The sequence below is a fragment of the Microbacterium sp. RG1 genome, assembly GCF_005347485.1.
Classification (GTDB): Bacteria; Actinomycetota; Actinomycetes; order Actinomycetales; family Microbacteriaceae; genus Microbacterium; species Microbacterium binotii_A.
This window is the reverse complement of record NZ_CP034121.1, coordinates 477796-500030: the sequence shown is the minus strand read 5'-3', so window position 1 is coordinate 500030 and position 22235 is coordinate 477796. Positions and strand designations below refer to the sequence as shown.

General features: G+C 70.7%; 17 protein-coding genes. 1 reads left to right on the top strand and 16 read right to left on the bottom strand.

Annotated elements, in window-relative coordinates; translation table 11 throughout:
• Positions 1-16: 16 nt before the first annotated feature.
• The 13 genes from EHF32_RS02295 to argC all read right to left on the bottom strand — a co-directional run bounded on the left by EHF32_RS02295 (position 17) and on the right by argC (position 16591).
• Positions 17-2500, bottom strand: coding sequence for a hypothetical protein (locus EHF32_RS02295; RefSeq protein ID WP_137416624.1), 2484 nt, complete (start codon positions 2498-2500; stop codon positions 17-19).
• Positions 2501-2644: 144 nt separating this feature from the next.
• Positions 2645-4105, bottom strand: coding sequence for a phosphate ABC transporter substrate-binding protein PstS (pstS, locus tag EHF32_RS02290; protein ID WP_238343771.1), 1461 nt, complete (start codon positions 4103-4105; stop codon positions 2645-2647).
• Entirely contained in the window at positions 4102-5376 is a 1275-nt protein-coding gene (pstA, locus tag EHF32_RS02285; protein WP_137416623.1) for a phosphate ABC transporter permease PstA, read from the bottom strand. Before pstA ends, pstS begins: the two co-directional genes overlap by 4 nt.
• On the bottom strand, positions 5376-6401 hold the full coding sequence (pstC, locus tag EHF32_RS02280) for a phosphate ABC transporter permease subunit PstC (RefSeq protein ID WP_238343770.1): 1026 nt from the start codon (positions 6399-6401) through the stop codon (positions 5376-5378). The genes pstA and pstC overlap by 1 nt, the downstream gene beginning before the upstream one ends.
• A 133-nt stretch (positions 6402-6534) precedes the next feature.
• A complete protein-coding gene (locus EHF32_RS02275) occupies positions 6535-8175 on the bottom strand; it encodes a protein kinase domain-containing protein (protein ID WP_238343865.1) in 1641 nt (546 codons plus the stop codon).
• Between the two features lie 5 nt (positions 8176-8180).
• On the bottom strand, positions 8181-8645 hold the full coding sequence (locus tag EHF32_RS15705; protein WP_161594050.1) for a hypothetical protein: 465 nt from the start codon (positions 8643-8645) through the stop codon (positions 8181-8183).
• Positions 8646-8786: 141 nt separating this feature from the next.
• The gene (argH, locus tag EHF32_RS02270; protein WP_137416620.1) at positions 8787-10217 is read right to left on the bottom strand and encodes an argininosuccinate lyase; all 1431 of its coding nucleotides are present in this window, start codon (positions 10215-10217) and stop codon (positions 8787-8789) included.
• Positions 10218-10226: 9 nt separating this feature from the next.
• Positions 10227-11315: a heparan-alpha-glucosaminide N-acetyltransferase domain-containing protein gene (locus EHF32_RS02265; RefSeq protein WP_137416619.1), complete on the bottom strand. Its 1089-nt coding sequence runs from the start codon at positions 11313-11315 to the stop codon at positions 10227-10229.
• Between the two features lie 15 nt (positions 11316-11330).
• Positions 11331-12254, bottom strand: a complete 924-nt coding sequence (gene argF / locus EHF32_RS02260; protein WP_137416618.1) for an ornithine carbamoyltransferase — start codon at positions 12252-12254, stop codon at positions 11331-11333.
• Positions 12251-13492, bottom strand: a complete 1242-nt coding sequence (locus EHF32_RS02255; RefSeq protein WP_137416617.1) for an acetylornithine transaminase — start codon at positions 13490-13492, stop codon at positions 12251-12253. The genes argF and EHF32_RS02255 overlap by 4 nt, the downstream gene beginning before the upstream one ends.
• Entirely contained in the window at positions 13492-14394 is a 903-nt protein-coding gene (gene argB, locus EHF32_RS02250; RefSeq protein WP_137416616.1) for an acetylglutamate kinase, read from the bottom strand. Before argB ends, EHF32_RS02255 begins: the two co-directional genes overlap by 1 nt.
• The gene (gene argJ / locus EHF32_RS02245; protein WP_137416615.1) at positions 14391-15548 is read right to left on the bottom strand and encodes a bifunctional glutamate N-acetyltransferase/amino-acid acetyltransferase ArgJ; all 1158 of its coding nucleotides are present in this window, start codon (positions 15546-15548) and stop codon (positions 14391-14393) included. The genes argB and argJ overlap by 4 nt, the downstream gene beginning before the upstream one ends.
• Entirely contained in the window at positions 15545-16591 is a 1047-nt protein-coding gene (gene argC, locus EHF32_RS02240) for an N-acetyl-gamma-glutamyl-phosphate reductase (protein ID WP_137416614.1), read from the bottom strand. Before argC ends, argJ begins: the two co-directional genes overlap by 4 nt.
• Before the next feature lie 237 nt (positions 16592-16828).
• Between argC and EHF32_RS02235 the strand changes: the two genes are divergently transcribed.
• Positions 16829-17959, top strand: coding sequence for an AAA family ATPase (locus EHF32_RS02235; protein ID WP_137416613.1), 1131 nt, complete (start codon positions 16829-16831; stop codon positions 17957-17959).
• Between the two features lie 30 nt (positions 17960-17989).
• Here EHF32_RS02235 and pheT read toward each other — a convergent pair whose 3' ends face one another.
• From pheT to EHF32_RS02220, 3 genes are read right to left on the bottom strand one after another with little or no spacing between them, the layout of a single operon-like run.
• A complete protein-coding gene (pheT, locus tag EHF32_RS02230; protein ID WP_137416612.1) occupies positions 17990-20509 on the bottom strand; it encodes a phenylalanine--tRNA ligase subunit beta in 2520 nt (839 codons plus the stop codon).
• The gene (pheS, locus tag EHF32_RS02225; protein WP_137416611.1) at positions 20509-21555 is read right to left on the bottom strand and encodes a phenylalanine--tRNA ligase subunit alpha; all 1047 of its coding nucleotides are present in this window, start codon (positions 21553-21555) and stop codon (positions 20509-20511) included. Before pheS ends, pheT begins: the two co-directional genes overlap by 1 nt.
• 11 nt (positions 21556-21566) lie before the next feature.
• On the bottom strand, positions 21567-22199 hold the full coding sequence (locus tag EHF32_RS02220; protein ID WP_137416610.1) for a TetR family transcriptional regulator: 633 nt from the start codon (positions 22197-22199) through the stop codon (positions 21567-21569).
• Positions 22200-22235 lie beyond the last annotated feature (36 nt).

Here is a 22235-nt window from a genome sequence, read left to right as displayed (position 1 = left end):
TGATGCGGAAGAGAGGTCAGAGGCGTCGGCGCAACCGGCCGACGAAGGGGACAGCACCTGCGGCGGCGACGCCGGCGAGCAGGCTCATCGGAAGCGCCTGGGTCAGCGCGCCGGTCTCGGGGTCGTCCGGTGTCGCGCCCGCGGACAGCGCCCCGGATGCCGCCCCGGACGCGACGGGGTTCGGGGCGGCCGCGACCGGCGCAGCGGGCGCGACCGCGGACGCGGGCGCGGCCACGGGCGCAGGCGCTGCCGGAGTGGGACGGAGAGTGGGTGCCGGCGCCGGCGCTTTCGCGTCGATGGCGTCGGCGGCGGCGAGCGCCTGCGTGCGCCACGCCGCCGGCAACGGCGCGTACCCCTCGGGCAGCTGCCCCTGGAGGTTGCCCGGTGTCTGTCCGTCCTTCGCCGCGAAGCGGATGAAGCGCGCGTAGCTGGCCGCCACCGTGTCCGAGTTGAGAGACGTGTTCGTCGCCGCGTAGACCGGGATGGCGAGCGGGTACGCGTTCTCGTCGGCACGCACAGCCGCGGAGAACGGGTCGAGAGCGAGGACCTGCGGCTGCGCTTCGGAGGCGGTCATCAGCGACGCAGCGGCCAGGATGTTCGAGGTGTCCGGGGCGACGAACGTTCCCGCGGCGTTACGCAGCCTCGCGGTGACCGTCTGATAACGGTGGGCGGACGAGGTGTCGGTCATCGCGATGACCTTGCGGTCACCGACCAGATCACGCGCCTTGCGCTGCCACTTCGGCGGTTGCGCGATCGGATCCCACTCCCCCACGTTCAGTCCGTCGCCGCGGAGCGCGTAGTAGGCCCCCGAGACGAGATCGTTGGTGTACGGCCGCCACGCGACGGAGTTGAGCACACGCGGCTCTCCCGCGTACGCCTCCTCCGGATCGACCTTGGGGAAGTCATCGCGCGGCAGTTCGAGCGCATTGCCGGTCGGGTTGACGTTCGCGTCCGTGGACGCGTAGGGGTTCACCTTCATGCCCCACGGATCCGCTTCGCCCGCGAGGAAAGCGGCCGCCTCATCGTCCGCCAGGATGTAGTTCCACACCGCTCGCGCGTAGCCGGAACGCCCGAGCGGCACCATGAGGTCGGCGACTGCCGGGCTCACGATGGCCTGGTCACGCCAGGTCGGGTTCACCGAGAGGAACTCCGGGTCGAAGACGATGTTGCGCGGATTGCGACCGAGATGGCTCGTGTCGGCGTTCGTCGGCAGCGCGTCCGTGTAGCTCGACGTGAGCAGTTTCGCCAGCAGGCGCGGCGTGAGGTTCATCTCCTCGAACGGGCGCCGCGCCGCATCCTGTTCCTCCGGCGCGGCCACGGCTGATGGATAGCGATCGACCGCGAAGGTCACCGCGACGCCGGTGAGCGCGATGGGGGCGTATGTGAGCGAATCCGCCTCGCCCTCGCGGGGGCGGACGGGCTGCGACGTCAGTGCGAGCGGCGAGTCGGCCACGGTGTTCGCGCTCTCCGCCGCGTCCATGTCGGTCGTCGTGATGAGGGTGTAGGCATCGCCGTCCTCGGCGCCGCAGAGATTCGGCTGCCACGAGGAGACCGCGTCGCTCGCGAGCTCGGAACCGGCCAACTGCTGCTCACCGACACCGATGGCGCAGTGCGTGCCCACGGGCTGGAAGTCCAGCCGCACAGCGATTCGGTGCTTCCACTGCTCCCAGAACAGCGGGGAGGCCGTGTTCGTGCCTGCACCTCGCGGAACCACGACGAGCCAGCACGGCTGTCCGGTGACCGAGCCGTCGGCCCCGGTCACGGCCGCGCCGCAACCGAGGCCCGGTGATTGCAGGGCGGTCTGCAGCTCGAAGGTCACGGCTCCGGTTCCGGAGCTGTTCGAGCCCGCCCAGGGGATCTCGTTGGTCGTGTACCGGGTGAAGTAGGCGTTCTCGTTCAGGTTGACGCCCGGGATCCGCTGATTGTCATCGTCGATGCTGCGCACCACGTCCGAGACGCCGGTGTTGGCGTCCGGAACGGTACGGAAGGGGATGCCGGTGTAGGAGCCGTCCAACCCGCCCTTGCCGAAATAGGAGTAGCGGGCATCCTCCGGCGCGATCGCGTCGGCGGAAGCGCGGCCGTCGTCCCGGCGCGCACCCGGAGTGGCGAACCCGCCGAACTGGCAGGTCGTGCGGGAAGGGAGGTACTCGGCGTCGTCGTTGATGACGTCTCCCCAGCACTGCATGATCTGGAGGAAGTTCTCGCCGCCGGTCTGACCGCTCGGCAGGGTGGACGCCTTACCGCCGGTCCACGAGACCGAGACTGCCTGCGCGACCAGGTCGGCGGTCTGCGAGACGGTGACCTTGAGATCGGGCATCGGCGCGTCGCCGAGGTAGATGTCCTGATCCTTGGCCGTCACGGTCACTGCCGACGACGAAGAGGCATCCTCCGCGCGCGCTGCGCCCGTGACGGCGAGCGACACCGACAGCACCGCCACGCAGGTCACGACGCCTGCCGCGAAGGATCGCACCCACGTGCGGACGAGTCCGTTTCGGACCACGAGAACACCCCAGTTCCGGCCGCCCCAGCGACCACACCACACGTTAGGAATCCCGTGCGAATCGGCTGTGTCCGCACCGGGAATGACCGGATCCGCCGGCCGTCGGGTTGCCTTCCGGCAGGTGAACGGCGGGTGCCGCGGGCGTCAGCGGCCGCGCCCACGCCCGCGCAGCAGCAGCGGCGGCGCGAGGAGGGCCACGACCACGAGCACCACCGCGACGAGCATCCCCGTCTGCGAAGGACCCCAGCTCTCGGAGGCGAGTGTGAAGGGCGATGAGACCGCCGTTCCCGCGGCTCCGGAACCCGAGACGAGGTTGCCGTTCGCGTCGTAGACCGCGTCCGACGCGGCGCCTGCGGCGGCGGCTCCTCCGGTCGACGCCGCGGCGGCGGCAGCAGCACCGGACGCGCCACCTCCGTCGGTGCCCGCCGCCGGCGCTGTGCCCTCTCCCGCGCCCGCATTGCTGCAGGAGTCCGCGTTGTAGGGCCCGACGTTCGACCCCGGGATGCGGGAGATCTGGTCGAACGCGGCCTTCACGAGGTTGTTCGGCAACGGTGAGTACCCCAGGGCGCCGGCCTGCTTCTGGCCCTCGCACACGATGTACTTGACGAATGCGCCCAGCGTGTAGCCCTTGCGCTCGGTGAAGATCCCGCCGACCTGGGTCGGCACGATCATGTAGGAGTAGCTCGAGAGCGGATACGCCGAGGGGTCGGCGTTGTTGTAGACGCCGTCGAGGATCTGCGTCAGGTAGTCCGGCGAGGACTGGTCCTCGTTGATCCGCGCCTCACGCAGAGCGATCTCGACGTTCGCCGCGGTCGGCTCCACGTAGTTGCCCGCGACGTTCTTGAGCTTCACGACCGGAAAACCGGACTTCATGGCATAGGAGTACTCCACGTAGGTGAGGGAACCTTCCCCGTTGGTGGGGTTGGCCACGTACCCGGAGACGCCGAGCGATCCGCTCTGTGCCTTGAAGTTGAACGACGGCGGGAACTGCGAGGTCATGCCCGTTCCCCAGATCTGCGGGTACTGGGTCGACATCCACTTCGTGAACTGCGCCGTCGACCCCGATCCGTCGGAGCGGACGACGGGCGTGATCGAGCGGTCGGGCAGGACCAGGCGAGGATTCTCCGACTGGATGGCGGGATCGTTCCAGCGGGTGATCTGGCCCGTGAAGATCTTCGCGACGAGGTCGCCGGGAAGCTGCAGGTCGGTGACGAGCTTGCCGCCGATCTTCAGGTTGTACATGAGGGACGTGCCACCGGCCACGATGGGCAGGTACGCGTAGGGCCGCGTGGACACCTCGGCGGGAGAACCGTCCTCCGGGCTCGCCTGGAAGGGGATCTCACTGACCGCGAAGTCGACCGTCTCGCGGATGAAGTCGTTGCGCCCGGCCGAGGAACCGGTGCCGTTGAAGCTGATCGTCATGCCGTAGTTGTTGGCGACGTTGCGGCGCCACTGATCCAGGGCGTTCTGCGACCACGTGGAACCGGAACCGGAGATGGCGACGTACGTGTCGGCGCGTGCGGCCGATGTGCCGCCGAGTGCGGCGGTGCCGACGATGAGGGCGGCGAGGGCGGCGTGCAGGACACGGCGGTGGGGGCGGTTCACGGGTTCTCCTGGGAACGGGTGGAGAGCGCCGGGGCGGCGGCCTCGAAGAGAGCGGGGCGGCGGGTGATACGCATGAGGTCCTCGCGCGAACGGCGCGCCGCACGGTGGCGCTGCCCCTCGGAGAGCACGCCCGCGCCTCGACCGCCGATCAGCCGCGCGATGACGAACAGGCTGAGCACGAGGAGGATGAGCACCGCCGCCGTACCGAACCCGCGCGCCACCATGTTCGGCTCGGGTGACTGCACGAAGGTGAACACCTGGAGTGGGAGGGAGATCATCGGCCCCGAGAACGGATCGGTGTTCATCTGGGCCGTGACCCCCGACGTGAGCAGTACGGGCGAGGTCTCACCGATCCCCCGCGCCGTGCCGAGGATGACGGCGGTCGCGAGCCCGGAACGCGAGGTGGGCAGGACGACCCGCCACACCGTTCGCCACCGGGACGACCCGAGAGCGTAGGAGGCTTCGCGAAGCTGATGTGGCACGAGCCGCAGCACGACGTCGGCGGAACGGATCACGATCGGGAGCATCATCACGGTGATCGCGATGGATGCGGCGAAACCGGAGCGCTCCTTGGTGATCAGGGTGATGATCGCCGCGTAGACGAACAGACCCGCCACGATCGAGGGCAGAGCGGTCATCGCGTCCGAGACGGTGCGGACGAAGCGGGCGAAACGGCCGCCGATCTCGTTGAGGAAGACCGCCGTCGTGATCCCCAGCGGAACCGTGATGGCCAGCGCGATGCCGATCTGGATCAGTGTTCCGACCACCGCGTGGGAGATGCCGCCGACCGACAGCGGATCGAGGGGTCCGGCGAAGCGCATGGTCTCCACGAAGAAGGAGAGATTCGACAGCGCCGGCACCCCGCGAGCGAGCGTGTACACCGCCACGAACACGAGCGCGGCGAGCACGACCAGACCCGCGCTGTAGAGGAGGACGGTGACCACCCGGTTGATGACGGCCAGCCGGTCGGCGGTGAGGGAGACCAGAGCCGCGTAGGTGGCGATGAACACCACGAACGCCACCGCCACCCACCCCACGGGGCCTGTCAGAGGTGCGATCCATCCGAACAGCAACGTCGCCACCGAGACACCCGCCAGCATCGCGCCGACGAGGTCGTAGCCGTCCGAGAGCGAGGCCCGGCCCGGCCGGCGTCGCTCCGGTCTCGCCTGATCCGACTGTTCGACCGGCACACGGGTCCGTGGTTCGCCCGCGGACCGCGTGGACGGATCCGCTGCGTCCCGGGAGGGGGCCGCGTCATCGATCAGGGTCATCAGGTGCTCTCCGCTCCGGAACGGGACCGCGCCACGATCGAGGACGCCGTGAAGTTGATCACGAGCGTGATCAGGAACAGCGCGAGACCGGCCGCCATGAGAGCCGAGAGCCCGAACTCGCTCGACTCGCCGTACCGCAGCGCGATCAGCGCCGAGACCGAGTTCGACCCGGTCTTCAGGACCTCCCAGTTGATCGTGAAGATGGGAGAGATGATCATGTACACCGCGATGGTCTCGCCGAGCGCGCGACCGAGGCCCAGCATCATCCCGCCGATGATGCCGCCGCGGCCGAAGGGCAGCACGACGGTGCGGATCATGCCCCAGCGCGTCGATCCCAGCGCGAGCGCTCCTTCGCGTTCTCCGATCGGGGCCTGCGAGAAGGCTTCGCGCATGATCGAGGTCTGCGTCGGCAGAACCATGAGCGCCACGACCATGCCCGCGATGAACGCCGACGAGGTGTAGGCACTGGCCTCCGTCAGACGTTGCCCGTCCTCGGTCACCGCGAAGACGGGGATCCAGCCGAAATAGGTGGAGATCCACTGCGCGACGGGGACGGCGTTCTCCTGCAGGAACTGCACGCCCCACAGACCGAAGACGACGCTCGGGACCGCAGCCATCAGGTCGACGATCGTCACCATGGCCCGCTTGACACCACCGGGCAGCGCCTCGCTGATCAACAGCGCCGTGCCCAGCGCCAGGGGGAACGAGAAGGCCAGCGCCACGACCGCGATCGTGATCGTGCCGAACAACACGGCCGCGATGCCGAAAGAGCCCGCGACGCCTTCCTGCGGTTCCCAGCGCTGGGTCCACAGGAAGGAGAATCCCGAAGTGCTGAGGGCCTGCCCGCCGCGTGCCGTGAGGAACACCCCCACAGCGAGCATGATCGCGACCGTCGTTCCGCCGGCGGCGTAGGCGACGGTGCGGAACACCCGGTCGCCCAGGACCGGTCGCGACCGCAGTGACCGCCGCGGCGCGGTCGAGGTGCTCGCGCTCGGCGCGATGACCTCCGTGGTGGCGTCGCTCAACTCTTCCTCCGTCTTTCGGGCAGGCGGAGCCCTCCCCAGGGCTTGGTCGCCAGCATCACCCCGCGACATGAATGTCGGATGCCGCAGACATGACCTGCGGGTGACGTGCTCTGGTGCCGCGGGTGCCGCCGGTTCATGGGAGGGGCGGGGCGAGGGTGGGCGACGTCGACATCGACGGCGATGGCGTCGGCGTGGGTGTCGGCACCGGCGTCGGGGAAGGCTCGGGGCGCGCTGCGACGAGCGTGACGGCGGAGCCGAACGGCAACAGTTCACCCGCCGCGGGCCAGATCGCGAGCGCGACGCCGCCGGCCCCGCGACCGCTGTACTCCGTGCCGGGCCGGAAGCCCGCCGCGACGACGGCCGCCTCGGCGTCGGCGAGCGTCATCCCCGTCACAGGCGGCACCGCGTTGTTGCCCGTCGCCACCCGTAGCGAGACGGACGAACCGAGCTCGCCCGCAGACCCTTCCGCCGGCTCGGCGCCGAGCACGACGTCGGCCGCTGCGGCGGCATCGACGCGGACGAGATCTCCGACCCGCAGCCCCGCACTCTCGAGGACGCGGGCGGCGTCGGTCAGAGTGAGCCCGGCGAGCTGAGGCACGAGAACAGTCGTCGGCGGAGGCGACGTCGTCTCGGTCACTGTCGGCTCCGGGCCGGCGAGGGCGACGGCGGTCGGGGCTGGGCGCGAGGGAACCGCGGAGGGAGCCGAGCCCGCAGCTGCCGAGACGGCGATCACGGCGACCACGCACGATGTGGCTGCGACTGCCGCGGTCCACAACGGCCACCGTCCCCGCAGCGGCGTGGAGACCGGCTGCGCTGCGGCGCGGGCGTGGACCGCGACTGTCCCGTCCGTGGATGCGGGCACCACCGTGCGGTAGTGGCGGGTGGGTGCGGTCACCGCGTCGGAGACCTCGGCGACCGGAGGGGATGCGAGAGCCGCCCGCATCCATTCGGCATCCGGATAGCGATCGGCGGGATCCTTCAGCATCGCCGTCGCCACGACGCGGTCGAGGGCCCGCGGGACCCCCCGTCGACGAGCGGATGGCAGCGGCGGGGGCGCTGCCAGGTGCGCACGGGCGATCTCTGCCGCATCACCGGCGTAGGGCGGACGGGCGGTGAGCATGAAGAACAGGACGGCCCCGACCTGGTAGAGATCGCTCGCCTCCGTCACCGGCGCTCCCCCCAGTTGCTCCGGCGAGGCATACGCGACGCTCGCCACCACGCCCTCCACCGCGCCCTCGGCCCCCGACAGGAGGGCGTCGGCACCGACGGTGGGTCGCCCCGGCACGTCGGCGAGACCGAAATCCAGCAGCGTGACGCTCCGGCCGAAGTCGGCATCCGACGCATCCGGCTCGATCATGATGTTCGCCGGTGTGACATCGCGATGCACCACCGACTGCGCGTGGGCGGCGCTCAAGGCGGCGAGGACGCGGTCCGCGACGTCCCGGGCTCTGGAGGGCTCCAGCGGCCCCCTCTCGCGGACGTGGTCGATGAGAGTGACCCCCTGAGCGAGCTCCATGGCGATCCACACCACCGTGGTCCCATCGTCGGCGACACCCGCGTCCAGAACCCTGGCGATGTTCTCGTGGTCGACGGCCCGCGCGGCGTTCACCTCCTCAAAGAAGGCCTCCCAGCGCGCGGGGTCTTCGGCCAGGTGCGGATGAAGGAGCTTGAGCGCGACCCTCTCGCCGGTGCGGGTGTCGTCGGCGGCGAAGACCGAGGCCGTTCCGCCGCTGCCCAGGAGCGAACGCAGCCGGAAGCGCCCCGCCAGGAGCATGTCGCTCACCGCACGAGCTCGGAGGACGAGTCGGACCGGGTCTCCTCCTGCATCGCCACGAGCAGCCGCACCGCGAGTGCACCGGCATTGCGCGCGACGGAGCGGTTCTCGTAGCGGCGGGCGCCGATCATGATGATCTCCTCGTCGAGGACGACGAACCATCCGGTGGTACGCAGGCCCGGCTCCGGGTCGGAGCGGACGTTGAGCCGGTGGGCGACGCCGATGAGCCGGGCGACGTCGGCGCGCGCCGCCGCCTCGGATGCGGCCAACCGGGCGCTACGTCCCAGCTCACGGTGATTCTCGGTCAGAAGACGCCAGCCGACCACCGTCCCGCCGACGGGGGCCGCAGCATCCGTGACGCGGACGCTGTCACCGTGCATGGCCAGCACATCGGCGACGGCGCGCAACCAGTCGACCGCGGCGCGATGCGACCGCTCCGGGAACCGCGCGTACAGGAAGTGCGCAGGCATCGTCTCTCCTTCGAAGCGCACCTGAGCAGAGGGGCGCGTCCGAAGCGTGGCGGGCGCAGGTCGACGCGCGCCGTCCTGCAGGTGAACGGCAGAGGTCGGGCGGGCGAGGCGTGGGTTACCGGGGCGAGAGCCCGGCCGCGCTCAGATGCCGAGTTCGCGCGCGAGCGTCTGCGTGCGAGAGACGAGATCGACGCGCTGCTCGGCCACGCGCCGCGGCGACGTTCCGCCGAAACCGTCCCGGCTGGCCAGCGACCCCGGCACGGTCAGCACCTCGCGCACGCCGGGCTCCAGACGAGGCGAGACCTCGGCCAGCAGCGCGTCGTCCGCGTCGTGCAGTTCGATTCCGCGCTGCTCGCACGCCTGAACCAGCGCACCCGAGATCTCGTGCGCCTCGCGGAACGGGACGCCGCGCTTGACGAGCCATTCGGCCACGTCCGTCGCGAGCGAGAATCCCTGAGGTGCGAGCTCCGCCATCCGCTCGGTGTCGAAGCGGGCGGTCGCCACCATGCCGGCGAAGGCGGGCAACACGAGCTCGAGGGTGGCGACCGAGTCGAACACCGGCTCCTTGTCCTCCTGCAGGTCGCGGTTGTACGCGAGCGGCAACGCCTTGAGCGTCGCGAGCAGACCCGAGAGGTTGCCGATGAGCCGGCCGGATTTTCCGCGCGCAAGCTCCGCGATGTCGGGGTTCTTCTTCTGCGGCATGATGCTCGACCCCGTGGAGAAGCCGTCGTCGAGTCTCACGAAGCCGAACTCGCGCGTGTTCCAGACGATGATCTCCTCGGCGAAGCGGGAGAGATCGACCCCGATCATGGCGGTGATGAAGGCGAACTCGGCCACCACGTCGCGCGAGCTCGTGCCGTCGATCGAGTTCTCCGCCGGTCGGTCGAGACCAAGGTGTTCGGCGACGAGTTGCGGGTCGAGTCCCAGCGTCGAGCCCGCGAGCGCTCCACCGCCGTACGGGGAGACACGGGCGCGGACGCCCCAGTCCCGCAGGCGCTCGAGGTCACGGACGAGCGGCCAGGCGTGCGCCTGCAGGTGGTGGGCGAGCAGCACGGGCTGAGCGTGCTGCAAGTGGGTGCGTCCGGGCATGGCGGCATCCGCGTGCGCCTCGGCCTGCGAGACGATCGCATCGATCAGCCGGACGAGATCACGCGCGATGACGGCGGCATGATCGAGCAGGTACAGGCGAACCAGAGTGGCGATCTGGTCGTTGCGGCTGCGTCCGGCACGCAGCTTTCCGCCGAGCTCGGGACCGACCTCGGCGATCAGCGCCTGCTCGAGGGCGCCATGCACATCCTCGTCGCCGTCGGCGGGTACCAGACGTCCGTCCGCAACGGCCGCGGCCAGGGCATCCAGTCCCGCGTGCATGCGTCGCGCTTCGTCGGCGTCGAGGTAGCCCGCGGCCTCCAGGGCTGCGGCGTGCGCGTGCGAGCCGGCGAGGTCGTACGGCGCGAGGACCCAGTCGAAGTGCGTGGATCGGCTGAGCGCGGCGAGCTCGGGCGAGGGGCCAGAAGCGAAACGGCCTCCCCACAGGGAACCGCGGTGGGTGGCGTCGTGGGGCGCGTCGTTCACCCGTCCAGCCTACCGAGCACGCTCGGCGACTGTGCGCACGCTGCGGCGCGCGACCCAGGCGAAGAGCCGTTCGAGCGGCCCCCGCCCCATCGTCAGCGCCCACAGTGTGCACCCGACCACGACCACGATCGTCAACGGCCAGAACGGCTCGAGCTCCCGGAACTCCCAGAGCGCCCCGGTCTCGCCGAGTGCGAGCAGAGCCCACACCGCCCAGATGAGCAACTGCGCGGTGTACGCCGTCAACGGCATCGACCCGGTCGCGCGCAGCGGCAGCAGCAACCACGTCACGGGAGTGCGTGCGATGAGCAGGCATCCTCCCAGGACCGCGACCGCGGTCGCCGCGCCGCCGACGACCTCGGGCAGGCCACCCGAGTGCGGGTGCGTGCTCAGCACGATGCCCCAGTAGTCGGATGCGACGGTCACGGGCGCCGCGAGGCCGCCCGCGCCGTAGGCGAACACGGCGGTCCCGATCCCCATCACGACGAGGATCGCCGCGACGCGCGCATCGCGCAGGTCGGTGCGCCCGAGCGCGAGACCGAGAACGAGGAATCCGATCCACAGCGGGAACGGGTAGGCCCAGCCGATGACGAGCGCGACGCTCTCCCCCGCCGCGGTGTCCCAGAAAGGCAGAAGCCCGAGCGCCGCCTGAACCAACGGCATGACGAGCAGAAGGGCCGCGGCCACCGCGAACAGGATGCCGGCGGGGAGGCGCAGGAGCGGCAGTGCCAGCAGGAACAGGATGGCGTAGGCCGGCAGGATCACGTAGACGGGCACGCCCGTGAGGATCAGCAGGATGCCGAGCACCCAGATGAGGCCCGCTCGCACGAGCAGGCGACCACGCGCCACGCGCAACCGCTCCCCCGCGACGGGCGAGGTTCCCCCCGTGGTCAGGGCGACGGACACCCCCGCGAGAACGGCGAACAGGATCGACGATCGTCCGTTCACGATGTCGAGCCACGTCTGGGGGCGCGTCAGCTCGAAGGGCTCCTCGATCGTCAGCAGGTGAGCGGCGAGCATCCCGATGACCGCGAGGCCGCGGGCGAGATCGATCCCGCCCAGACGGTCAGGTCCGATCAGTCGCGCCAGTGCCCGCCTCATTCCCGCGGGTTCCGATCAGCTCTGGCGCAGCAGCCAGACAAGCAACGCCTTCTGGGCGTGCAGACGATTCTCGGCTTCGTCCCACACGACGCTCTGCGGCCCGTCGATCACGGCGGCATCGACCTCGTAGCCTCGGTCGGCCGGGAGGCAGTGGATGAAGATCGCACCGGGATCGGCGAGGGCCATCGTCTCCTCGGTCACCTTGTAGGCACCGAGGTCCCGAAGACGCGCGAGCTTCTCCTCCTCCTTGCCCATCGACACCCACGTGTCGGTGACGACGATGTCGGCACCTGCCGCGGCTTCCAGGGGATCCGTGAGCAGGGTGAGCGACCCCCCGGTCTCGGCGGCGCGGCGGTCGGCGTCGGCCACGACGTCCTCACGGGGCGCATAGGACTCGGGAGACGCGACGCGCACGTGCATCCCGGCGGTGACACCCGCCAGCGCGTACGAATGCGCCATGTTCGAACGGCCGTCGCCGAAGAAGGCGAGGGTCAAGCCCTTGAGCTCGCCCTTGTGTTCGCGGATCGTCAGCAGATCGGCGAGCAACTGGCAGGGGTGGAAGTCGTCGCTCAACGCGTTGACGACGGGCACACGGGTGCCCCGCGCCATCTCCTCGAGTCCCGCCTGCGCGTAGGTGCGCCAGACGATCGCCGCCACCTGACGCTCGAGCACGCGCGCCGTGTCGGAGGGTGTCTCCTTGCCTCCGAGCTGGCTGTTGGCGGTCGAGATGATCAGCGGAGAGCCGCCGAGGTCGGCGATGCCGACAGCGAACGAGACACGCGTGCGCGTGGAGGACTTGTCGAAGATCACCGCGACGGTCTGGGGACCTGCGAGCGGCTTCGCCGCCCAGCGGTCCGCTTTCAACTCGAGCGCCAGGTCGAGGATCTCTCCCTGCTCGGCGCTGGTCAGGTCGTCGTCGCGCAGCAGGTGACGGGTCATGCGTGGGCCTCCGTGTCGGGCGGTGCGCTCTTCAGGAGCAGGGCGTCGGCCACCGTGGCCAGCGCGGCGGAGAAGAGCCGGGTGAACTCGTCGATCTCGACATCGCCGATGGTGAGCGGCGGTGCGATGCGGATGGTCTGGTCGTTGGGCGCGTTGACGACGAGCCCGTGCTGCTGGGCCGCGGCGACGACGGCCGGTGCGACGGGATGCGTGAGCGCCACACCGAGGAGCAGCCCCTGCCCGCGCACGCCCTCGATCAGGTCGGACTCGATCCCCGCGATCGCCTCCCTCACCTGCGCACCGCGCACAGCCGCGGCCTCGACAAGACCTGCACGCTCGATCTCCTCGAGCACGGCGCCGGCCACGGCGGTGCCCAGAGCGTTTCCTCCGAAGGTCGAACCGTGCGTTCCGGGGTAGAACAGGTCGCTGGCCGCGCCGAAGGTGATCAGCGCGCCGATCGGGAACCCTCCGCCGATGCCCTTGGCGACCGTGATCGCGTCGGGGGTGATGCCGGCGTGCTGGAATCCGAACCACGCACCGGTGCGACCCGCACCGGTCTGGATCTCGTCGACGATGAGCAGCGCGCCGTGGCGCGCGGTGATCTCCCGCGCCGCCTCGAGATAGCCCGCAGGCAACGGCAGGACGCCCGCCTCGCCCTTGATGGGCTCGACGAACAGTGCGGCCACGCGCTCGTCCATCGCCGCCTCCAGCGCCTCGATGGTCGAGTCGAGGAACTCGACGCCGGGCACCATCGGCAGGAACGGCTCCTGCATGGCGGGCTTCCCGGTGAGCGCGAGAGTGCCCATCGTGCGGCCGTGGAATGCGCCGTTGAGCGCCAGGATGCGGGGGCGCTCGGCACCGCCATGGAGGCGAGCGAGCTTGAACGCCGCCTCGTTGGCCTCGGCGCCGGAGTTGCCGAAGTAGACACGCCCCGTCTCGCCGGCGCCGGACAGGCGCTTCAGGCGCGCCGCGAGCGCGAGCTGCGGCGGCGTCGCGAAGTAGTTCGACACGTGCGCGAGACGGGCCGCCTGCGAGGCGACGGCGTCCACGAACACCGGGTGGGCGTGGCCGAGGGCGTCGACGGCGATGCCGGCGAGGAAATCGAGGTAGCGGCGACCGTCCTCGTCCCAGAGGTAGGCGCCCTCACCGCGCACGAACAGCGCCATACGGTCGCCGACGTTGCGGACGAGGTCGCGTCCGGCGTCGTCCTGCCACGGGGTCACAGACTGTTCGGCCATCACGCCACCACCTCTGTTCCGATGCCTTTCTGAGTGAAGAGTTCGACGAGCACCGAGTGCGGCACCCGTCCGTCGATGATCGCCGCGGTGGGCACGCCGCCCGTGACCGCGTCGAGGCAGGCCTGCATCTTCGGGATCATCCCCGACTCCAGACGCGGGAGCATCTCCTCCAGCTCGGCGGAGGTCAGATGCGACACGAGCGAATCGCGGTTGGGCCAGTCCGCGTAGAGGCCGGGCACGTCGGTCAGCACGACGAGCTTCACGGCGCCTAGCGCCACGGCGAGAGCAGCCGCGGCCGCATCCGCGTTCACGTTGAGCGAATGACCGGTGTGATCGAGATCCGGCGCGATGGAGGACACGACGGGGATGCGCCCGGCCTCGAGCTGGTCGATGATCGGCTGCGGGTCGACCGAGACCACATCGCCCACCCGGCCGAGATCGTGCTCGGCGCCGTCGACGACGACGCCGCGGCGGCGCCCGCCGAACAGTCCCGCATCCTCGCCCGAGAGTCCGGTCGCGACCGGACCGTGCGCGTTGATCTTGGCGACGAGCTGCGGGTTGATCTGACCGGTGAGCACCATGCGCACGACCGTGATCGCTTCCGTGGACGTGACGCGGTAGCCACCCTTGAATTCGCTCGGGATGGCCAGTCTGTCCAGCATGTTGGAGATCTGTGGTCCGCCGCCGTGCACGACGACGGGCTTCACGCCGACGTAGCGGAGGTAGGCGATATCGGCCGCGAAGGCGTCCTGGAGCTCATCGGAGACCATCGCGTTGCCGCCGTACTTCACGACCACGATCTGCTCGCGGTAGCGCTTGAGCCACGGCAGCGACTCGATGAGCGTCTCGGCCTTCGCGCTCGCGGCGGCGGGGTCGGTGTCTTGCAGATCGATACCTGTCATGAGGAGTACGCGCTGTTCTCGTGGACGTAGTCGTGCGTGAGGTCGTTGGTGCGGATCGTCGCCTCGACGTCGCCGACCTTCAGGTCCACGACGAGGTCGGTCGCGCGGGGAGCCAGATCGACCTCTTCGCGCGGGGCGTCGGGACCGCCGGCGGAGCAGACCCGCACGCCGTTCATCCAGACGTCGACGTCGTAGGGGTCGAAGGCGGCCTGCGTGGTGCCGATCGCGGCCAGCACCCTGCCCCAGTTCGGGTCGTTGCCGAAGATCGCCGCCTTGAAGAGGTTGTTGCGGGCGATGGAGCGCCCCACCTCGACGGCGTCCTCCTCGGATGCGGCGTGCACGACGCGGATGGTGATGTCGTGGCTCGCGCCCTCGGCGTCGCCCTGCAGCTGCCGTGCCAGGTCGTCGCACAGCGCGACCAGCCCCGCGCGGAAGGCCGCCGGATCCGGCTCGACACCGCTCGCGCCGCTGACGAGCAGGCTCACCTGGTCGTTCGTCGACATGCAGCCGTCGGAGTCGAGGCGGTCGAAACTCACGTGGGTCGCGGCGCGGAGGTGCGCGTCGGCGTCGGATGCCGTCAGCACCGCATCCGTCGTGATGACCACGAGCATCGTGGCAAGCCCCGGCGCGAGCATGCCCGCGCCCTTGGCGATGCCGCCGATCGTCCAGCCGTCGCCGGCGTACACGCTCGTCTTCGCGACGGAGTCGGTGGTCATGATGGCGTGCGCCGCATCCGGACCTCCGTCGGCGGACAACGCGGCGACACCCGCCTCCACGCCCTGGAGGACCTTCGCGCGGAACGCCTCGTCACCGGTTCCGATCAGACCGGTCGAGCACACCAGGATGTCGCCGGGCGCGACGCCGAGCAGCTCGGCCGCTCTCTCGGCGGTCTGGTGGGTGGTCTGGAAACCGAAGGAGCCCGTGAAGCAGTTCGCGCCGCCGGAGTTCAGCACGATGGCCTCGACGACGCCATCGGTGATGACCTGCTCCGACCACAGGATGGGGTTGGCCTTGGCCCTGTTGGAGGTGAAGACCGCGGCGCCGACCTTGAGAGGTCCGCGGTTGACGACGACGGCCACGTCGGACTTGCCGGTCGACTTCAGGCCGGCGGCGACACCGGCCGCCTCGAATCCTGCGGGGGCGGTGACGGTCACGGCGCGACTCCGTTCACGGTGAGCGCCCGGTGTTCGGGAAGACCGAGCGCGATGTTCATGGACTGCACGGCGGCGCCCGCCGTGCCCTTGACGAGATTGTCGACGGCGGCGACCACGACGACGCGGTTCGCCGCGCGATCGATGGCGAGTCCGAGCAGCGCGGTGTTGGCTCCCAGCACATCCGCCGTGCGGGGCAACACCCCCTCCTGCAGCAGCTGCACGAACGTCTCGTCCGCGTAGGCCGTCTCCCACGCCTCCCGGATCTCGGCGTCGGTGACACCGGGCGCGATCGGCGCCGTGGAGGTGGCGAGGATGCCGCGCGACATCGGGACGATGACGGGCGTGAAGGAGATGCGCACGTCGCCCCGGGCACCGGCTCCGGCGAGAGCCTGTTGGATCTCCGGGATGTGGCGGTGCGTGCCGCCGACCGCGTAGGGGTTGGCCGTGCCGAGGATCTCGCTCGCCAGCAGGTGCGGCTTGAGGCTCTTCCCGGCGCCGGAAGGGCCGACGGCGAGGACGCTGACGATGTCGCCCGCATCGATGACGCCGGCGGCGACACCAGGGGCGAGGCTCAGCGAGACCGTCGAGGCGTTGCAGCCGGGAGCGGCGATGCGCGACGCTCCGACGAGCCGCTCGCGCTGCTTGGCGCCGTCGACGAGAAGCTCCGGCACGCCGTAGGTCCACGCGTCGTGGAACTCGCCGCCGTAGAAGGCGGCCCACGCATCGGCGGACGTGAGCCGGTGATCGGCCCCGGCGTCGATGACGAGCGGGACCTCGGCGAGCGCGTCGGTGTACTGACCGGACTGTCCGTGCGGCAGTGCGAGCACGACGATGTCGTGGCCGGCGAGCACCTCGGGCGTCGTCGGCTGGAGCTCGAGGTGCGCGAGCGAGCGCAGGTGCGGCTGCTGCGAGATCAGCGAGGTTCCGGCATTCGAATGCGCGGTGACCGTGCGGATCTCGACGTCGGGGTGCGCGGAGAGGATGCGGAGGATCTCGCCTCCCGCATAGCCGGACGCGCCGGATACGGCGACCGAATAGGGCATGGGTTCCACCTTAGAGTCTGGGAGCTGTGCGCTCGCGCGCACCGGCGGCATCGGCGACGCCCGCGCACCCGGACCGGTGCGGCACGCATCGCCTAGATTCGGCGGTCTCCCAGACGTCGGCGCACGACCACGCGCTGTGCGCTGTGGAACCGGGCCGAGGACATGCGCCGACGATAGCGGCGTGCACACCGTGTCCGCAACTCGGCGCGCGTCGGATGCTCCCACCAGACTGGAGCGATGCTGCAGACCATCGCCGTCTCCGGGTACCGGTCGCTCCGCGACGTCGTCGTGCCGCTGGGCGCTCTCACCGTCGTCACCGGCGCGAACGGCACCGGCAAGTCGAATCTCTATCGCGCCCTGCGCCTGCTCGCGGGAGCCGCCACCGGCGGCATGGTCGAAGCGGTCGCGCGCGAGGGAGGCTTGTCGTCGTTGCTGTGGGCCGGTCCCGAGCACGGCGGCGGCGAAGGCACCCTGCGGCGCGACCCCGTGGCCGTGCGGTTGGGCTTCGCCTCCGACGAGCTCGGCTATCTGGTGGATCTCGGGCTGCCTCAGATCGGCAGCGCGAGCCTGTTCTCCCGCGATCCCGAGATCAAACGCGAACAGGTCTTCGCCGGCGCGGTCGCCAAGCCCTCGACGCTGCTCGTCGATCGACGGGGCCCGGCGACGCGCGTGCGCGAGGAGTCGTGGACCACGCTTCGACAACCGCTCGCAGCGTTCGAGAGCATCCTCCTCGACCTCGCCGACGGCGACACCGGTCCCGAGCTGCTGGCGCTGCGACGCACCCTGGCGAGCTGGCGCTTCTACGACCATTTCCGGGTGGATGCGGATGCTCCCGCACGTTCCCCGCGGGTGGGCACGCGCACGCGCGCCCTCGCTCACGGCGGCGAGGACGTCGCGGCGCTGTGGGCGAGCGTGCGCGAAGCGGGCGCAGGCGACACCCTCGACGCGGAGGTCGATCGCGCGTTCCCCGGTATGCGCGTGGAGATCGACGCGGAAGATGGCCGGCTGCGACTGCGACTGCGTCAGCCCGGACTCCTGCGTGCGCTCGACGTCGCCGAGATCAGCGACGGTGTCCTGCGCTATCTGCTGCTGTGCGCCGCGCTTCTGCCCGCGACCCCGGGGCCGCTCATCGTGCTCAACGAGCCGGAGGCGAGCCTTCACGAGAGCCTGCTCGCGCCGCTGGCGCAACTGATCGTGTCCGCCTCTCGGCGCACCCAGGTGATCGTGGTCACCCACGCGACCCCGCTCGCTCGCCGGCTCGAGGATGCCGGCGCCCTCGGCCAACGTTTGGCGCGCAGTGCCGACGGCACGATCGTCGAGGACCAGGGCTTCCTCGACGTCCCCGCATGGAACTGGGGCAGCCGCTGAGCGGAGCGCGCGGGCGCAGGCCCTCCGAACTCAGTCGCGCAGGACGGCTCCGAACCGCTCGGCAGCCACCGCGACGCCCGCGAGCTTCGCGTCGGTCGCCTCCGCCGAGGTCAGCGTGCGGTCCTCCGCGCGGAAGCGCAGTGCGAACGTCAGGCTCTTCGAGCCCTGATCCACCCCCTGGCCACGGTAGTCGTCCACCAGCCGCGCCGACTCGAGCAGCGCTCCGGCTCCGTCGACGAGCGCTGCGCGGACATCCGCGGCCGCGACGTCAGCGGGAACCACGAGGGAGACGTCCTGCGTCGCCGCGGGATAGCCCGACAACGACGCGGCGACGACGCGCGAGCCCGCGATCTCGACCAGGAGATCGAGATCCAGCTCGGCCACGGTGATCCGGCCGGGCAGATCGGCGGCCTCGGAGACGGCGGGGAGAAGCTCGCCCACATAACCGACGACGGTGCCCGCGACCGACACGATGCCGGTGCGGCCCGGATGGAGGGCGGCGCGCAGTCCCTGCGCGACGGCCACCTCCACACCCGCTGCGGCCGCGATCACTCGCACCGCATCGAGCGCCTCACTGAGCCCCGCGGCCTCTGCGGAGCGCCCCGGCTGCTTGGGCGCGACGGCACCCGCCACGAGCACCGCCACGTGGCGGCGCTGCGGCGGGATCGACCCGTCCAGCTGAGCGAGGGTCGCCGCATCCGGGCGCACCGCCAGGGGCGGGACGAACGACGTGCCGTACGTGACGCCGGGCTCGGGGAGGAACACCGACCCCGCTTCGAAGAGGCTCAGATCCACCAGGCCGCGTGCGACGTTGCGGTGCGCGACCTGGAGCAGGCCCGGCACCAGCGAGCGGCGGAGATACGCCGCCTGCGAGTCGAGCGCATTGGCGAGCTTGATGCTCGGCACCGAGGACCCGTCTGCACTGCCGTGGAGGTCGTTCTGCTCACGCGCGACGAACGGGAACGACGGCGTCTCGACGTATCCCGCGGCGGCGAGCGCATTCGAGACGCGGCGCCGGCCCTGCTGCGCCGGCGTCCAGCCGCGTCCCGAGGGGGCGACCGGCAGCACGGAGGGGATGCGGTCGTATCCCTCGATGCGGGCGACCTCCTCCGCGAGCGTCCACGCGTCGGTGAGGTCGGGACGCCACGTCGGCGCGTCGACGAACCACGCCGAACCGGTGTCGTGCACCGTCGCCCCGATGAGCTCGAGGGCTGCGACGATCTGCTCTCGCGTGTAGTCGACGCCGATGAGGCCGGGCACGAAGTCGTACTCGAGCGCGATCGCCTCGCGCTCGAGCTCCGCCCCGAGTGCGGCGCCGGTCGCGTCGGCGGTGCCGCCGGCGTACTGCACCATCAGCTCGACGACGCGCTGGGCGGCCGCGTACGGGATGGCCGGGTCCACTCCCCGCTCGAAGCGGCGTGACGCCTCCGACGGCAGCTTGTGGCGACGGGCCGTGCGGGCGATCGAGATCTGATCGAAGATCGCCGCCTCGATCAGCACGTTCGTGGTGGCGTCGCTCATCTCGGTGGCGGCGCCGCCCATGACGCCGGCGAGGCCGATGGGGCCCGAGTCGTCGGTGATCAGCAGGTCCTCGGCGTCGAGCGTGCGGACGACCCCGTCGAGGGTCTCGAGCTTCTCGCCCGCTCGGGCCCGGCGCACGGTGATCCCGCCGGTCAGCTTGTCGAGGTCGTAGCCGTGGATCGGGTTGCCGAGCTCGAGCATCACGTAGTTGGTGATGTCGATCAGGATGCCGAGCGAGCGGATGCCGGCGAGCGTGAGGCGCGTGATCATCCACGGCGGTGTGGGGCGGGAAGCATCGACGCCCCGCACGACGCGGGCGACGAACTCCGTGACGCCCGCGCGTCCGCGGATCGGGTTCTCATCGGACACGGCGAGCGGGAAACCCTCCCCCGGCTCGTCGAGCGGGCGCTCGGCGGGATCGTGGAAGGCGGCGCCGGTCGCGTGCGAGTACTCCCGGGCCGCGCCGCGGATCGAGAGCGCGTAGCCGCGATCGGGGGTCACGTTGATGTCGACGGCGACGTCGTCGAGTCCCAGCAACGCGATCGCATCGGTGCCGACGGGTGCGTCGATCCCGAGCTCGACGAGGCGGAGGATACCGGAGTGCTCGCTGCCGAGCCCCAGCTCCTTCGCCGAGGCGATCATGCCGTCGGACACGTGGCCGTAGGTCTTGCGCGCCGCGATCGGGAAGGGCCCGGGAAGCACCGAGCCGGGCAGGGTCACGACGACCTTGTCCCCGGGGAAGAAGTTGCGGGCGCCGCAGACGATGCCGTGGATGTCGGCCCCGCCGTCGGCCGCCGTCTCACCCGCGGGCGCGACGCGCACCTGGCACCACCGGATCGTCTTGCCGTTGGACTGCGGCTCCTCCTCGAACGAGAGCACCTCGCCCACGACGATCGGTCCCTGCAGCTCGAAGCGGTGGACGTCCTCCTCCTCGAAGCCGACCCGCACGAAGGCGGCCAGGACGTCCTCGGGAGAGGCCTGGACAGGAACCTCGACGAACTCACGCAACCACGACAGCGGAACGCGCATCACACCACCATCCCGAACTGCTCGCTGAATCGCACATCGCCCTCGGCCATATCCCTCATGTCCTGGACATCGCTGCGGAACATCAGGGTGCGCTCGATCCCCATGCCGAAGGCGAAGCCGGAGTACTCCTGCGGATCGATGCCCGCGGCGCGCAGCACGTTGGGGTTGACCATGCCGCACCCGCCCCACTCGATCCATCGGGCGCCGCCCTTGAAGGTGGGGTGCCAGAGGTCGAGCTCGGCGCTGGGCTCGGTGAAGGGGAAGTAGTTGGCGCGGAAGCGCGTCTTGGCCTCGGGCCCGAAGAGCTGGCGCGCGACGTGGTCGAGCGTGCCCTTCAGATGCGCCATCGTGATCCCCTTGTCGATGACGAGTCCTTCGAACTGGCTGAAGACCGGAAGGTGTGTGGCATCGAACTCGTCGGTGCGGTAAACCCGGCCGGGGCACACGACGCAGATCGGAAGCTCGCGCTCGAGCATCGACCGCACCTGCACGGGACTCGTGTGGGTGCGCATGACGAGGTGGCGATCGACCGGGTCGACGAAGAACGTGTCCTGCATCTGGCGCGCGGGGTGATCGACGTCGAAGTTCAGCGCGTCGAAGTTGAACCACTCGTGCTCGAGCTCCGGCCCCTCCGCGATCTCCCAGCCCATGCCGACGAAGATGTCGCCGATCTGCTCCTGCAGGAGCGTGAGCGGATGCCGCGCGCCGACCCGCGTGCGGACCGGGATCGCCGTGATGTCGACGCGCTCGGCCTCGAGGCGCGCCGCCGTCTCGGCCGTCTCGATCTCCGCCTCGCGGGCGGCGAGCGCCTGGTTCACGCGGCCCCGCGCCTGACCGACGAGCTTGCCGAACTCGGCCTTGCGCTCGTTCGGGACGTCACGGAGGCGGGCGTTCAGCCGCGCGAGCGGCGAGCCCTCTCCGGCGTGGGCACTGCGTGCGGCCTTGAGGGCTGCGGAGTCGGCGGCTGCGGCGATGGCGGCCAGGGCCTCATCGACCGCTGTGCTCACCGCATCGGGAGTGATCTCGTTCTGGGGTGCGTCGGACACGGTGATCGAGTCTACCGGCGCGCTGCGGGCTCCGAAGCGGCCGAGAGGTCCGCCGCCGCGGTGATGAGCGCGAGCGCCGCGGCGAAGGGATCCGGGCGCCGGCTCGCCGCGCCCTCCGGCGCGAGCGCCGCCGTGCCGGAGGCGACCCCGAGGGCATCGGCGGCGGTGCGCTGCTGCTCGTGGAAGGTGTACCCGACGACGAAGTGCGTGACGGCGTCGGCCACGACCTGCGGCGCGTGCCCCGCATCCGGATAGCGCTCGGCAAGCACGAGGTGAAGGGGCGATTCCACCAGCCCGAGCGCGAGGGAGCTGGACACGACCTCGGCGCCGTCTCGGTGCGCGAGCAGGCGGTCGTGCAGGCGCTCGCCCAGCATCCGGGCCGCCTCACCGAGCGGCGGTCTCGTGTCGCGCGCCCCATCGGCGGACACGGGCGCGAGGATGCGGGCGCTGACGGCGGCGAGGAGCTCCTGCTTGTTCTCCACGTGCCAGTAGAGCGCGCTGGGCTGCACGCCGAGCTCGTCCGCGAGCCGGCGCATCGACAGGTCCGGCAGCCCCACGCGATCCAGCAGCGCGAGAGCCGCATCCACGACGTCCGTCTTCGAGCGACGGGGCGCGCGGGAGGAGTTTGAGCCGTCGGCCACCATGCGGGTACTGTACCTGAACAGTGTTCACATGAACGC